Annotated in this window: 12 protein-coding genes; 2 read left to right on the top strand and 10 right to left on the bottom strand. The window is 61.5% G+C overall.

The annotated features are described in order from the left end of the window. Window positions 1–64 precede the first annotated feature (64 nt). On the bottom strand, window positions 65–823 hold the full coding sequence (locus AC8GFZ_RS00135; protein WP_506641127.1) for an SDR family NAD(P)-dependent oxidoreductase: 759 nt from the start codon (window positions 821–823) through the stop codon (window positions 65–67). 34 nt (window positions 824–857) lie between these two features. Beyond that, complete coding sequence (locus AC8GFZ_RS00130) at window positions 858–1,613, bottom strand: SDR family oxidoreductase (RefSeq protein WP_506641125.1); 756 nt, start codon at window positions 1,611–1,613, stop codon at window positions 858–860. 286 nt (window positions 1,614–1,899) lie between these two features. Here AC8GFZ_RS00130 and AC8GFZ_RS00125 point away from each other — a divergent pair, with 286 nt between their 5' ends. Continuing rightward, window positions 1,900–3,426, top strand: a complete 1,527-nt coding sequence (locus AC8GFZ_RS00125; RefSeq protein ID WP_506641123.1) for a UxaA family hydrolase — start codon at window positions 1,900–1,902, stop codon at window positions 3,424–3,426. A 128-nt stretch (window positions 3,427–3,554) separates the two neighbouring features. Then, window positions 3,555–4,622 carry a malate/lactate/ureidoglycolate dehydrogenase gene (locus AC8GFZ_RS00120; RefSeq protein WP_506641121.1) on the top strand — a complete coding sequence of 356 codons (1,068 nt, stop codon included), beginning with the start codon at window positions 3,555–3,557 and terminating at the stop codon, window positions 4,620–4,622. A gap of 152 nt (window positions 4,623–4,774) precedes the next feature. Here AC8GFZ_RS00120 and slmA read toward each other — a convergent pair whose 3' ends face one another. From slmA to AC8GFZ_RS00080, 8 genes are all read right to left on the bottom strand, one after another. Then, complete coding sequence (gene slmA / locus AC8GFZ_RS00115) at window positions 4,775–5,398, bottom strand: nucleoid occlusion factor SlmA (RefSeq protein ID WP_506641119.1); 624 nt, start codon at window positions 5,396–5,398, stop codon at window positions 4,775–4,777. Window positions 5,399–5,406: 8 nt separating this feature from the next. After that, complete coding sequence (argB, locus tag AC8GFZ_RS00110) at window positions 5,407–6,297, bottom strand: acetylglutamate kinase (protein WP_506641117.1); 891 nt, start codon at window positions 6,295–6,297, stop codon at window positions 5,407–5,409. Between the two features lie 198 nt (window positions 6,298–6,495). Beyond that, window positions 6,496–7,053: a dTDP-4-dehydrorhamnose 3,5-epimerase gene (rfbC, locus tag AC8GFZ_RS00105; protein WP_506641115.1), complete on the bottom strand. Its 558-nt coding sequence runs from the start codon at window positions 7,051–7,053 to the stop codon at window positions 6,496–6,498. 3 nt (window positions 7,054–7,056) lie between these two features. Further along, entirely contained in the window at window positions 7,057–7,929 is an 873-nt protein-coding gene (rfbA, locus tag AC8GFZ_RS00100) for a glucose-1-phosphate thymidylyltransferase RfbA (RefSeq protein ID WP_506641113.1), read from the bottom strand. Between the two features lie 16 nt (window positions 7,930–7,945). Beyond that, a complete protein-coding gene (rfbD, locus tag AC8GFZ_RS00095; protein WP_506641111.1) occupies window positions 7,946–8,923 on the bottom strand; it encodes a dTDP-4-dehydrorhamnose reductase in 978 nt (325 codons plus the stop codon). Beyond that, window positions 8,916–9,995, bottom strand: a complete 1,080-nt coding sequence (gene rfbB, locus AC8GFZ_RS00090; RefSeq protein ID WP_506641109.1) for a dTDP-glucose 4,6-dehydratase — start codon at window positions 9,993–9,995, stop codon at window positions 8,916–8,918. The genes rfbD and rfbB overlap by 8 nt, the downstream gene beginning before the upstream one ends. A 64-nt stretch (window positions 9,996–10,059) precedes the next feature. After that, a complete protein-coding gene (locus AC8GFZ_RS00085) occupies window positions 10,060–10,905 on the bottom strand; it encodes a hypothetical protein (RefSeq protein WP_506641107.1) in 846 nt (281 codons plus the stop codon). 174 nt (window positions 10,906–11,079) lie between these two features. Beyond that, window positions 11,080–13,839 (bottom strand): YjbH domain-containing protein, encoded by a 2,760-nt coding sequence (locus tag AC8GFZ_RS00080; protein ID WP_506641105.1) that lies wholly within the window; start codon window positions 13,837–13,839, stop codon window positions 11,080–11,082. Between the last annotated feature and the right edge of the window lie 226 nt (window positions 13,840–14,065).

Below are 14,065 nucleotides of genomic sequence, written 5' to 3'. Positions count from 1 at the left end.
CCGTGTGCGGGTTGGAGTGTATCGGTTTGGCGCGCCGCGTTTGAACGCCAAAAGCACATGCGCGTCAGTAGGTGGAGCGCCCTCCGGAGAGGTCGAACACCGCGCCGGTGGAGAACGAGCAATCGTCGGTGCACAGCCAGGTGACCATGGCGGCGATTTCTTCCACCTTGCCAAAGCGGCCCATGGGGATTTTGCTCAGCATGAAGGCGATGTGTTCGGGCGTCATTTGGTCAAACATCGCCGTGTGCACCGCTGCGGGGGTGATGCAATTCACGCGCACCCCGGTGTCGGCCAGCTCTTTGCCCAGCGACTTGGTCAGGCCAATCACCGCCGCTTTGCTGGCGCTGTAGGCGCTGGCATTGGGGTTGCCGTCTTTGCCCGCCACCGAGGCGATGTTGACAATGCGCCCGCTGCTGCGGGCGCGCATGTGGGCCGACAACTCGCGGCAGCAGTGGAACAAACCATGCACATTGATGTCGAACACTTGGCGCCAGTCGTCCACCGGGTAATCCCACAGCTTGGTGTTGGGGCCGGTGATGCCAGCGCTGTTGACCAGCGCATCCACCGGCGCAATCGCCAGGGTTTGGGCGGTGGCTTGCACCACACTGGCGTGCTGGGCCACGTCCACATGCACGCATGCCACTTGGGCGCCGGGGTGGGCTTTTTTGAGTTGCTCGGCCGCCGTGCCCATGCCGCCAATGTCGCGGTCCCAAATGGTGATGCGCGCACCCGATGCGAGCATGCGTTGGCCGATGGCATAGCCCAAACCGGTGGCGCCGCCGGTGATGACCGCATGGCGGCCCTTCATGTCGTATTGGTTCATGGTGTTCTGGTTGAGAGGGAATTGAACAGGGGGGTCAAATGGTCATGCCGCCATCGACCATGTAGGCATTGCCCGTGGCAAACACCGATTCGTCGGACGCCAAAAAGGTGACGATGGGGGCGATTTCATGCGCCTGGGCCAAGCGCCCCATGGGTTGGCGGTTGATGAAGTCTTTGCGCGCTTGCACCGGGTCGGCATAGCTGTTGATGCGGTCTTGCAGCGAAGGCGTGTCCACCGTGCCGGGGCAAATGCAATTGCAGCGAATGCCTTGGCGCACATAGTCGGCGGCCACGCTTTTGGTCAGGCCAATCACCGCCGCTTTGGAGGTGCCGTAAATGAAGCGGCTGGGCAAGCCTTTGACGCTGGAGCACACGCTGGCCATGTTGATGATGCTGCTCGATTGGCCGTGCTCTTTGAAGCGCTGCAACATGCCGGGGACCACGGCTTGGATCATCCAAAACTGCGCCCGCACATTGAGTTGAAAGGCGAAGTCCCAATCGGCATCGGTGGCTTCGAGCACCGTGCCGTTGTGCACAAAGCCCGCGCAGTTGAACAAGATGTCGATGGCCGGCAAGGCCGCCACTTGGCGCGCGATGGCCGCTTTGTCGAGCACATCCAGGGTAGCGGTGTGCACACCCGCCACGCCTTGGTAGCTCGCCAACAAGGCGGGGTTGACGTCGGTGGCCCAGACAGTGGCGCCCTCGCTGGCCATGGCCAGTGCAGCGGCTTTGCCAATGCCTTGACCGGCAGCGGTGATGAGGGCGGTTTTTCCTTGGAGACGTTGGCTCATGGTGGGGTGATCTCGGGTGGGCTTGGGGCGATGGTTGAAGAAGTATGTGGTTGGCCGAGCTTGCATGCGGCCGGCGTTCAAGATAGAGGCGTCAAGGTGATTCGTGCAGCGGATGCGAAACAAAAAGCAGTGTCGGGCCAAGGCTTTGCTAGGGTGGCCCCCAACTTGACGACCCTGGGGGTGTGTGGGAGCATTCTGGGCGTGGGCAGACCCCTTGTCCAATCAGGTTTTCCCTGAGTGCCGCACCCCTTCAATTCGACCCATCCCAGCCCTGCGCTTTTGCCCCATGAGCCACACCATTCGCCTCCACCCCGCCGATGACGTGGTCATCAGCCGCCAACAACTGCTCTCCGGTGCCACGGTCGAAGGCATCGCGGTGCGCGGCCTGATCCCGCCGGGTCACAAAATCGCCACCCGCGCCATCGCCTCGGGCGACGCGGTGCGCCGCTACAACCAAATCATTGGCTTTGCGTCCAAAGACATTGCCGCTGGCGAGCATGTGCACACCCACAACCTCGACATGGGCCCCAACAAGGGCGACTTTGCACGCGACTACGCGTTTTGCGCCGACGTCAAACCCGAGACCCCCAAGCTTCACGCCGAGTTCATGGGCTATGTGCGCCCGGATGGTCGCGTGGCCACGCGCAACTTTATTGGCATCCTCTCCAGCGTGAACTGCTCGGCCACCGTCGCCCGCGCCATTGCCGACCATTTCTCCAAAACCATCCACCCAGCGGCCTTGGCCGACTTCCCCAATGTGGACGGCGTGGTCGCCCTGACCCACGGCCTGGGTTGCGGCATGGACACCGAGGGCTTGGGGATGCAGGTGCTCGAGCGCACCATGGCGGGCTACGCCACCCACCCCAATTTCGCCGGCGTGCTGGCGGTGGGTTTGGGCTGCGAGTCCAACCAGCTCAGATCGTGGATGGCGCACAGCGGTTTGACGGAAGGCAGCACGCTGCAAACCTTCAACATCCAAGACAGCGGCGGCACTCGCTTGACGGTGGCCAAAGGCATCGAGCTGGTCAAGGCCATGCTGCCCACGGTGAACCAATCCCAACGTGTGCCATGCAGCGTGGCCCACATCACCGTCGGCTTGCAGTGCGGCGGCTCGGACGGTTATTCGGGCATCAGCGCCAACCCGGCCTTGGGTGCGGCGGTGGATATGTTGGTGGCGCACGGCGGCACCGCCATCCTGAGCGAAACGCCCGAAATTTACGGCGCTGAACACCTGCTGACCCGCCGCGCGGTGCGCCGCGAGGTGGGCGAAAAACTGGTCGAGCGCATCCGCTGGTGGGAGCACTACACCGCCATGCACCAAGGCGAGATGAACAACAACCCCTCGCCCGGCAACAAAGCCGGCGGCCTCACCACCATCTTGGAAAAATCATTGGGCGCAGTGGCCAAGGGCGGCACCAGCAATTTGCAAGCGGTGTACGAATATGCCGAGAAGGTCACGGCGCATGGCTTTGTGTACATGGACACGCCAGGCTACGACCCAGTGAGCGCCACCGGCCAAGTGGCGGGCGGTGCCAACCTGATTTGCTTCACCACGGGGCGCGGCTCGGCCTATGGCTGTGCACCCTCACCGTCGCTGAAACTCGCCACCAACACCGCGCTGTGGCAGCGCCAAACCGATGACATGGACATCAACTGCGGCGATGTGGTCGATGGCGGCAGCACGGTGCAAGCCAAAGGCGAAGAGATATTCAAACGCATCATCGCTTGCGCTTCAGGCGAGGCCAGCAAAAGCGAGCAACACGGCTATGGGCAAAACGAGTTTGTGCCCTGGCAGTTGGGTGCGGTGATGTGACGGGCTTGGGCCTTGCCCACCCAGGCAGACAACACCCCTCCAAAGCGCACACCGGTTCCATTGGGCACAAGCCACGCAGCACCCATTCCACCCATTCCTCCCTTCGCCAACCCACTACCCCATCCGCCATGAGTCACTTGATTGCCGCCCCCGAACTGGAAGACACCATCACCCGTTTGTTTGTCAACGCTGGCGCACCTGCCGATCGTGCGCGCCAAGTGGCGGCCAATTTGGTGCTGGCCAACCTGAGCGGGCACGACTCGCACGGCGTGGGCATGGCCCCACGCTATGTGGATGCTATTTTGGAAGGCCGTCTCGACACCCGTGCCGATGTGGCCGTGCGGGTGGACAACGGCATGCTGTTGGGCTTGGATGGCCAATCGGGTTTTGGCCAGGTGGTGGGTGTGCAAGCCATGGACCTGGCGTTTGAACGCGTGGCCGCGCATGGCGCATGTATTTTTTCGCTGGCCAGTGCCCACCACTTGGGGCGCATTGGTCACTTTGCCGAAATGGCGGTGGCGCGCGGATGGATTGCGCTGCACTTTGTCAGCGTGTCATCGCGCCCGAATGTGGCGCCGTTTGGTGGCAGCGATGGGCGCTTTGGCACCAACCCCTGCTGCATTGGCATCCCCCTGGGCTTGGACGCCACGGTGCGTGAACCCTTTGTGCTCGACTTTGCCACCAGCCGCGTGGCCCAGGGCAAGATGCGCGTGGCCCACAACGAAGGGCGCAGCGTCGAACCCGGCACCTTGATCGACGAAAACGGCCAGCCCACCAACAACCCCGGCGTGGTGGTGGTGCCGCAGTCGGGTGGGCGCATGGGGGCCTTGCGCACCTTTGGCGAATACAAAGGCTTTGGCATGGCCGTGGCGTGCGAGTTGCTCGGCGGCGCATTGAGCGGTGGTGGCACCTGGCACCGCCAAGCGGATGGCCGCCGTGCTGTGCTCAACAGCATGCTGTGCATCGTGATCGACCCCGCGCGCCTGGGCAGCCTGGCTTCGTTTGGCGAAGAATCCCTGGCCTTCATCGATTGGTTGCGCCACAGCCCACCTGCTCCGGGCAGCGAAGGGGTGGTGCTGCCCGGCGAACCTGAGCGCGCAGCGCGCCAACAGCGCCTTCGCGAAGGCATCTCCATCGATGACGCCACCTGGCAAGAAATTGTCGATGCGGGCAAAAAAGTGGGCGCCACCCCCTGAACATGCTGGTGGCGCCACCAGTGCCCCACTTCAGATATGCCCCACCCATTGGGGCGTTTCGTTCGACCAGATGGACCAACCCGCGTTGACCGTGTGAGATGGCTAAGCTGCGGATTTCAGGGATGTGCGCCCTGGACAGGTTGAGCGTTGATTTAAAGCATCAAGGCCAAGCTGGCTTCGAGGTGCTCCAAGGCCGAGCGCTTGAAGCCCGAGCGCGCATGGCGCTGCAAGCGGCCTTGCACAAACGACACCAAAAGCGCGGCGCGCACTTGGGCGTCCACCGTGGGGGTTGCCGATTGCTGGGCTTGGGCACCATCGCGCAGCACTTGGCGCAGGCTGGACTCGATGCGGTCGAAAAACTGGTTCATGCGCTGCTGCAAGCGCTCGTTTTCAAACACCAGCGCGTCGCCCACCATCACGCGGGTCATGCCCGGGTTTTTCTCGCCAAACTGCAACACCAAGGTGACGATGCGGGCGGCTTTTTGGACCGCGTCGGCGTCGCGCTCCATGATCTGATTGATCAGGGTGAAGACGCTGCTTTCGATGAACTCGATCAGGCCTTCAAACATCTGCGCCTTGCTGGCGAAGTGGCGGTACAGCGCGGCTTCGCTGACATCCAACTTGGCGGCCAAGGCAGCGGTGGTCACCCGTTCGGCCCCGGGTTGCTCGAGCATGGTGGCCAGGGCTTGCAGAATTTGCACCCGCCGCTCGCCCGGTTTGGGGCGCTTGCGCACCGGAGGTGCATCGGGGGTCGGGGTGGAATCGGTATCGGCCATGGGCAACCTCAATGAGAACGGATCATCGTACCGTAGGCTTGGTCGGTCAAAATTTCGAGCAGCATGGCGTGCGGCACCCGCCCGTCAATGATGTGCACCGAATTGACCCCGCTTTTGGCCGCATCCAGTGCACCACTGATCTTGGGCAGCATGCCCCCGCTGATGGTGCCGTCGGCAAACAGGTCGTCAATTTGGCGCGCTGATAGGTTGGTGAGCAACTGCCCACTTTTGTCCAAAACCCCGGGGGTGTTGGTGAGCAAGACCAGTTTTTCGGCTTTGAGGACGGTGGCGAGTTTGCTGGCCACCAAGTCGGCATTGATGTTGTAGCTTTCGTTGTTGTCACCAAAGCCAATGGGGCTGATGACCGGGATGAAGGCGTCGTCTTGCAAGGCCTTGACCACGCTGGGGTCGATGCCAATGATGTCGCCGACCTGGCCCACATCCACCTCGTGCGCGGGGTTGTCGGCGTCTTGCATCAGGAGTTTGCGCGCGCGGATCATGCCGCCGTCGCGCCCGGTCAGGCCCACCGCTTTGCCGCCGGCTTGGTTGATCAAGCCGACGATGTCTTGCTGCACCTCACCCGCGAGCACCCACTCCACCACTTCCATGGTTTCGGCGTCGGTGACGCGCATGCCCTGCACAAACTCGCCTTTTTTGCCCAAGCGGTTCAAAGCGGTTTCAATTTGCGGCCCACCGCCGTGCACCACCACGGGGTTCATGCCGACCAATTTGAGCAAGACCACATCTTCGGCAAAGTCGGCCTGCAAGGCCGGATCGGTCATGGCGTTGCCGCCGTATTTGATGACCAGGGTTTTGCCGTGGAATTTGCGGATATAGGGCAGCGCCTGGGCCAAGATCTCGGCCTTGTCGCGGGGCGTGATGGCAGACATGTCAGTCATGTGGAGGGGGCTGGCTGGGTTGTTTAAAGGCATTGTGCACGAACTCGATCACCGCCCATGGCCGCACCGCGGGGGCAGCCGGACCTTTTGGCGTGGGCACGCACTATCGCCTCATCAGCTGGAGGGCTGGGTGGGCAGGACCTTTGGCATGTGCCGACCCGCCATTTGAGCGCCTCAGCCGCCGCACAGGGGCAGCGATCAGCCCCAATCGGCTTGGGTTTGCGCCCAGGTGGGCGCATGGGCGTCTTTGGCCGCCAACAATGGGGCCATGGGCAGGGCCGGCCAAGCGATGGCCAAGTCCGGGTCGGACCACAAGAGGCTGCGCTCGTACTCGGGGTACCAGTAGTCGGTGGTTTTGTACAAAAACTCGGCGTGCGCGCTGGTCACCACAAAACCATGGGCCAGCCCAGGTGGCACCCACATTTGGCGTTTGTTGTCTGCAGACAGCAGCATGCCCACCCATTGGCCCCGGGTGGGCGAGTCGGGCCGGATATCGACCACCACATCAAACACCTCCCCCTCGGTCACCCGCACCAATTTGCCCTGGGGGTGTTGCACCTGGTAGTGCAGGCCGCGCAACACGCCCTGGGCCGAGCGGCTGTGGTTGTCTTGCACAAACGGCGTGTCCACACCGGTGGCGGCGGCAAAGTCGCGGGCGTTGAAGCTCTCAAAAAAGAAGCCGCGCGCGTCGCCAAACACGCGGGGTTCGAGCATCAAAACGCCGTCGATGGCCGTGGTTTGAACGGTATAGGGCATGGTTCAGGCCAGCAGGTTCATGAGGTAGCGGCCATAACCGCTTTTGATCAAGGGGGCGGCGATTTTTTCCACCTGCGCGGCGTCGATCCAGCCTTGGTTGAAGGCGATTTCTTCGGGGCAAGCGACCATCAGGCCTTGGCGCTTTTGCAAGGTGGCGATGAAGGCCGAGGCCTCGTGCATGCTGTCATGGGTGCCGGTGTCGAGCCAAGCGTAGCCCCGGCCCATGATTTCGACTTTCAGCTGTTGGCGCTCCAAATAAATGCGGTTGAGGTCGGTGATCTCCAACTCGCCACGCGCAGAGGGCTTCAAATCGCGCGCGAGGTCGCACACCTGGGTGTCGTAAAAGTACAAACCGGTGACCGCATAGTTCGACTGGGGCCGGGCGGGCTTTTCTTCGATGCTCAAGGCGCGGCGTTGCGCATCAAAGGCCACCACGCCATAGCGTTCGGGGTCCTGCACATGGTAGGCAAACACGGTGGCACCGTCGGTGCTGGCATGGGCCGATTGCAATTGCTGGACCAGGTCATGGCCGTAAAAAATATTGTCGCCCAGCACCAAGGTGCTGGGGTGGTGACCGACAAAGTCGCGGCCGATCACAAAGGCCTGGGCCAGGCCATCGGGGCTGGGTTGCACCGCGTACTGGATGTCCATTCCCCAAGCGCTTCCGTCACCGAGCAATTGGGCAAAGCGGGGCGTGTCTTGCGGGGTGGAGATGACCAAGACCTCGCGGATGCCACTGAGCATCAAGGTGCTCAAGGGGTAATACACCATGGGCTTGTCGTAAATGGGCAGCAGCTGCTTGGAGACCACGGTGGTGGCCGGGTACAAGCGGGTGCCGGAGCCACCGGCGAGCAAAATGCCTTTGCGGTTGGTCATGCGCGACTCCTAGGGTTCATGGTCGGTGGGGAATGGGCAGGCTGTCGATCACTGCATCGACACCTGCTTGCCAATCGGGCAATTTCACGCCAAAGCGGCTTTGCAAGCGCTGGGTGTTGAGCCGTGAATTGGCCGGGCGCGGGGCGGGCAAGGGGTATTGATCGGTGGCAATCGCTTCGATGCGCTGGGCGCTGGCGCGCATCGGCCAACCCAGCGCGGTGGCGCGGTCCATCACATGGCAGGCATAGGCGTGCCAGGTGGTTTCACCGGCAGCGGCCAGGTGGTACAGGCCCCAGCGCGGGTCATCAATGGGTGCCCAGGGCGCGTTTGTCGGTGGGCTGGCTTCACCCTTGGTGTTGGCAGCCAAGGCGGGTGCGCGCATCTGCTGCAACACCTGCACTGTGGTGTGGGCGATCAACTCAGCGGACGTGGGCGCGCCGTGCTGGTCGGCCACCACGCGCAAGCTGTCACGCTCGGTACCCAAGCGCAACATGGTTTTGAGGAAGTTGCCACCGTGCGCACCCACCACCCAACTGGTGCGAAACACCAAGTGGCGGCCCGCTGCGGCCAGCACCGCGCGCTCGCCGGCCCACTTGCTTTGGCCATAGACCGACAAGGGGGCGGGCGCATCGGCCTCGGTATAGGGCCGGGGGGATCGCCCATCAAACACATAGTCGGTGGAGTAATGCACCAACACCGCGCCATGGGCTGCCGCCCAATGGGCCAGCACTGCCGGAGCTTGGGCATTGATGGCCTGGGCCAAATCGGGTTCTTGCTCGGCTTTGTCCACCGCGGTATAGGCCGCGGCATTGACGATGAGCTGGGGTTGGTGCTGATCGAGCAAGGCTTGGAGCGCCGGTGCTTGGGACAGATCAGCCTGCGCCCGGGCACAGGCAACGACCGAGCCCAACACCGGCAAGGCTTGCGCCAGCGCATGCCCCAGCTGACCCTGCGCGCCCAACAACACAATGCGCAGGGGAGTGGCTTCAGCCATAGTGCTGGTCCACCCACTGGCGGTAAGCACCACTGGTGACGTTGGTCACCCAGTCGGCGTTGTCCAAGTACCAAGCAATGGTTTTGCGGATGCCGGTTTCAAAGCTCTCGGCCGGGCGCCAGCCCAACTCGCGCTCGATCTTGCGCGCATCGATGGCGTAGCGCCGGTCGTGGCCGGGCCGGTCGGTGACGTAGGTGATTTGGGTGGCGTAAGACAGGCCATCGCTGCGCGGTCGCATTTGGTCGAGCAGTTGGCAAATGGTATTCACCACATCGAGGTTGGGCTTTTCGTTCCAGCCGCCAATGTTGTAGGTCTCACCCGGTGCCCCGCTTTGCAGCACGCAAGCAATCGCGCTGCAGTGGTCTTGCACATACAACCAATCGCGGATTTGCTGGCCATCGCCATAAATGGGCAGGGGCTTGCCGGCCAAGGCGTTGTGAATAACCAACGGAATGAGTTTTTCCGGGAAGTGATAAGGGCCGTAGTTGTTGCTGCAGTTGGTGGTCAGCACCGGCAGGCCGTAGGTGTGGTGCCAGGCGCGCACCAAATGGTCGCTGGCGGCTTTGCTCGCCGAGTATGGGCTGTTGGGCTCAAAAGCTTTGGTTTCGGTGAACGGCGGATCGGTGGGGGACAAGCTGCCATACACCTCGTCGGTGCTGACATGCAAAAACCGAAAGTGGCTCTGACTGGGTGGGGTCAAGCCGCTGGCACCAGCGGCCAAACCCATCCAATAAGCCCGCACCGCTTCGAGCAAATGAAAGGTGCCCACGACATTGGTTTGGATGAAATCGGCCGGCCCGTGGATGGAGCGGTCCACATGCGACTCGGCGGCAAAGTTGATCACCGCGCGCGGTTGGTGGGTTTGCAGCAGCTGGTCGACCAAAGCGCGGTCGCCGATGTCGCCTTTGACAAACACATGGCGCCGGTCGCCCGCCCAGCGGGCCAAATTACCGAGGTTGCCCGCATAGGTCAGGGCGTCCAGGTTGACCACGGTCTCGTCTGATTGCCCCAAGCAGTGGTGGACAAAATTGCTGCCAATGAAGCCGGCACCGCCGGTCACCAAAATCGTCATGGGGTTCCTTGGCTCTGTGCTTTTTTGGCTCTTTAGGTCTTTGGCTCGTTGGCGCTGGTCGCGCTCACTCTTCGGCGGTGACGCCCAGCACCTTGGTGCGCACCAGGTCGCGCAGGGTTTTCTTTTCGTTGAAGCTCAGGGTGCGGTCCAGCACTTTGCGCACCCGCAACAGCAAATGGCGGTCCAACTCTTGGGGCAGGCCGCGGCTGTTTTGCAACTCTTCGCGCAGGTCTTCACGCAGGTCTTCGGGCTCATCGTTCCACCAGGCGTCGATCACCTCTTGCAAGGCCACGCGCACCACCTCGGGATCGGCCGCTGGGGTGGGTGCGGGGGCGGCGCCCATGCCAGAGGGCGCACGGCCTTGGGTCAGGTCACGCATGGCCTGTGGGTGCAACACGATGCGCCGATCAGCCTGGGCCAACAAACGCGCCCAACCCGGATCGTCCTTGGCCAATTGGTCCATTTGGCGCGCAGCCTCATCGGCCAACAAATGCACCGCCACGCCATGCAATTGCGCGTCGTCGATGGCCATGAGCAAGCGCTCATCGTCGCTGGCCACCAACACATGGTCGCAAGCATGGCGGCTGGCCAATTTGTGCAAGTCGGCACTCAAAGCGCGCAGCATGGAGGTGCCGCCATCCGCAGGGTGGGGCAACACCATGCGCACCACTTGGTCGGGCGGGTTTTGGCCATCGGCCTTGTCGGTGTACCAATAGACCCGCGCCACATCGGCGGTCACGCCGGCCTGGTGCAACAAGGCCGTCAACACCGGGGCCAGGGACTGACGGCTCAAGGCTTCGGTGACCATTTCTTGGTTTTGACCCAACAGCCAAGCCATGTAGCGCCCGTCCACCAAAGCCATGCAAGTGCCCTGGCGCTGTGCGCCGTCAAAACGGTGATGTGAATTCATATGGATATCTCGTTTCATAGCGTGAATAAATAAAAACAGCCTTAAGGGTGGCTGCGTAAGCATTTTAAAGCATGGTCAGGCGCCAGGTCCCCAAACGGCCAGGGGCCCTTGGCACCAGGTCGAAAACCCCCTTGGCAAGGCGCTCAACCGTCGCAGGGCTGGCACCCACACCCATCAGCGCTTTTTCTGCCACGGCTCCAAGCGGTCATCAGGCGGCACGGTTTCGTTCCACGGCGGGGCCGGGGCATAGGCTTTGGCGTCGGAGCCGACCCATTGGGTTTGGGGGTACAGATTCAATGGCCGGGTCAGAATGGCACCACCATCGCGCGTGAGCGGCTTCCAGCTGAAGCCAGCCAGGAATCGGCTGGGGCTGGTCAAGAAAGCTTCGAAGGGAACCATCCAAAAAATACCTTTGTCAAATGATCCTTCACCAAATTCGGTGGCGGAGACATTGGTTTTGGTCATGTAACCACCCATGATGGTTCCATTGGCAAATCGTTTGTTCAAATTGAGTGTGACGCCCTGGTCACCAGCAAGGTACTGCCCCACACTCAACGAAGCCTGCACCCCTTCGAATGGGGTGGCCCAGTAAGCCGTCAGGTGGCCAGTGTTGTAGGTGTAGGGGCGAAACTCAAAATCTTGGGCAAAGCTGCGTGTTTGTACCCGATTGATATCAGCACCCAGAGCCCAGGTGCTGCCAGGGCGGCGATAGAGCACCTCCGAACCAACGCCGCCATACATGCTCTCAAAATACCCGGCATAAGCAGCAGCGTACCAGTCGCGCCCCAAACGCTCCGACTTGCTCAGCGTCAAATTGTCCAACGTGGTTCGCGACGTGATCATGTATTCCCGCATGAGGGTGCGCACGCGCGGCAATGCAGCGCCAGAACCAGGGGTCACGAAGCTGTCGTAGTTGTCCAAAAAGCGATGGGCTGCCGTTCCTGACAGCCGCAGGTTCCAAGGCATGTCCACACGAACAAGCGCAGAAGCACGCAATTGGTACAAAAAGCCATTGGGGTCACCAAAGGTGGGCAAGAAGTCTATCCCTGGCTCGAAAAAAGGATTGAACAGCTTGCTCGGCAACAAAGCTTGTCCACGGGTGGCAGGCGGCACATACAAAGGGCCTTGTACCAGTTGGGGCTCGCTCACCCGGGGCGCAGAGGTTTGATTCAACGCCCAGGGCTCACGCTCTACTTTTTCCACCGCCAACACATCGCCCACGCCATGGTGGTGAATTTCAAAACGCTCAACCTCAGCGGGCGCATCGCGCTGGAGAACAGCCAGGGCCTTGCCCAATCGGTCCTCGGTGTAGGGGTGGCTGGTGTCGGCCGCTTCCACCACAACTGTCTGGTCTTGGCGGTAAATTTGCCGCGTCCGCCACAAAGTCAGTTTGTCAATGTCTCGCGCGGTGGCTTGCCAGTCGGGATCGGTTTGAGGCCGCTGCAAACGAACCGCAGGCACTGGCGGCGCGGTGACCTTGGGCACGGCCAAGCTCGACATGTCGGTATAAAAAGTCAGGCCCAGCGTCCAAGTGGTGCCGCGCTCGTAGCCCAGAGATACATCCAAACCTGCGGTAGGTCGATAAACCAAGCCCAAATTGAGCGGACTTTTTTGGGGCAAGTTGTTGTCTTGAGGCTCCCGCTGGTAATGGTTGCCATCGTATTCCAACTTGAACACGGTTTTCCATGGACTTTGGTATTCCAAGCCGCCAAACCAAGCGGCATCGCCACGAAACCAAGATTCGGTGGAGAAGTTACCACCCAAACCCGCATCGTTTTGGCGCAGGTCCATTTTGCTGCCCAAGACGCTGCTCAATGGGTTGCGCACATCGCCGCGGTTGCCCAAATAGCCCCAGCCCATGCCCAGCGAAGCATCCAACCGACCCCAACGCTTATTGGCCACCAAATACTCTGAGCTGTACAAACCGGTCCCGCCAATATCTCGCCAACCCACCGCCAGTTCGGGAAGCCAATCGCTCTCGCGCCAAGCGCGCAGCTTCAAGTCCAGGCTTTTGTCTTTGTAAGGCAAATCGCCACTGAAGTCGCGATATGGGCTGTAAAGCCGATTTTCGACATCGATGTATCTAAAACCGCCCTCCAACCAATCCAAGGGTTGCAGAATCACGTTCATGAAGTTCAACGGCTGCACCCGGGCAAAGCTCAGCCCAAAATGCCCAGCCGAGCGCATTCGGGCTGTTGGGGTTTGCAACAGTCCCACCATGCCCCAGTTGCTGGCACTGGGCAGCGGGTCAAAGTGCAGACCCTTTACGTCCCATGGATGATTCTCTCCCGTGGGTGGAGCAGGCTTGCGTTCGATGATGGCGAACGCCTCGGTTGGTGCCACATTGGACACTCCTTGGTGCCCCAACCACTGGGCCCAAGCTTGATTCACTCCTGCGGGAATGCGGGCGGCGTCAGACGGCACCCACAACCAAGCACCCGGAGCGGGTTCGCTTTGAACTTGGGGGTTCCAAGGACGCAAGCCGACATGCTGGATGCGGCCATCGGGTTGCACCAACCAAGCTTTTTCAGCGCGGTGCTCGGGCCAACACGCGCTGACATAGTCGCGCCCCATGGCCCCCACCCGGTGTTCGATCTCACAGACGCGGCCGGTTTCGTCGAGCAGGCGCAGGTTGCCGGGCCTGGGTGGCAATTGCACACTGTCCCCGGGCAACAAACGCGCATCTCGCCGAGGGTTTGCTTGCAGCCAATGAGCATCTGCCGCGGCCAATCGCACACGGCCTGTGGGTGACAAGGCACGCATCATGCGCTGCATGGTCAGCCAAACATCAGCCCCAATCCGCCCCTCAGTGCGCAAACGCTCTAACTGGCTAAGCCAAGCGCTTTGCTGGTTTTGCTGCTGTGCTTTGGCTTCGGGCGTGGTCCATACTAAACCCAGCGGGTAGGCACCGTCCAAGGCAGGCCGACTGAGCAACCAGTCACTCAAAGTGGTGACCTGAGAAATCCGGGAATAAACAGTTGTTGGCTCGAAAGTGGATGAACTTTTATCGTGCGTCTGAGCGTGGGCCAAGCCCTGAACCAACCCAAAACCCACTGATAAAACCCATCGAAAGCGAATAGGACGCACGCAACTAATCTTGGAAAGCCATGTAGAGCACCCGGGAGTTTCGTCGCCTAGTGCGTGCTTAAACTTTTCAATG

Origin of the sequence: Limnohabitans rimovensis (SeqCode) (assembly GCF_965234775.1) — a bacterium.
GTDB lineage: Bacteria > Pseudomonadota > Gammaproteobacteria > Burkholderiales > Burkholderiaceae_C > Limnohabitans > Limnohabitans rimovensis.
The sequence above is the reverse complement of the archived record's forward strand: the minus strand, read 5'-3'. Positions and strand labels throughout refer to the sequence as shown.

Excerpts from the sequence above, each read along its gene's own strand:
- AC8GFZ_RS00135 (WP_506641127.1), bottom strand. The coding sequence starts at position 823 with ATGAACCAATACGACATGAAGGGCCGCCATGCGGTCATCACCGGCGGC.
- AC8GFZ_RS00130 (WP_506641125.1), bottom strand. The coding sequence starts at position 1,613 with ATGAGCCAACGTCTCCAAGGAAAAACCGCCCTCATCACCGCTGCCGGT.
- AC8GFZ_RS00125 (WP_506641123.1), top strand. The coding sequence starts at position 1,900 with ATGAGCCACACCATTCGCCTCCACCCCGCCGATGACGTGGTCATCAGC.
- AC8GFZ_RS00120 (WP_506641121.1), top strand. The coding sequence starts at position 3,555 with ATGAGTCACTTGATTGCCGCCCCCGAACTGGAAGACACCATCACCCGT.
- slmA (WP_506641119.1), bottom strand. The coding sequence starts at position 5,398 with ATGGCCGATACCGATTCCACCCCGACCCCCGATGCACCTCCGGTGCGC.
- argB (WP_506641117.1), bottom strand. The coding sequence starts at position 6,297 with ATGACTGACATGTCTGCCATCACGCCCCGCGACAAGGCCGAGATCTTG.
- rfbC (WP_506641115.1), bottom strand. The coding sequence starts at position 7,053 with ATGCCCTATACCGTTCAAACCACGGCCATCGACGGCGTTTTGATGCTC.
- rfbA (WP_506641113.1), bottom strand. The coding sequence starts at position 7,929 with ATGACCAACCGCAAAGGCATTTTGCTCGCCGGTGGCTCCGGCACCCGC.
- rfbD (WP_506641111.1), bottom strand. The coding sequence starts at position 8,923 with ATGGCTGAAGCCACTCCCCTGCGCATTGTGTTGTTGGGCGCGCAGGGT.
- rfbB (WP_506641109.1), bottom strand. The coding sequence starts at position 9,995 with ATGACGATTTTGGTGACCGGCGGTGCCGGCTTCATTGGCAGCAATTTT.
- AC8GFZ_RS00085 (WP_506641107.1), bottom strand. The coding sequence starts at position 10,905 with ATGAATTCACATCACCGTTTTGACGGCGCACAGCGCCAGGGCACTTGC.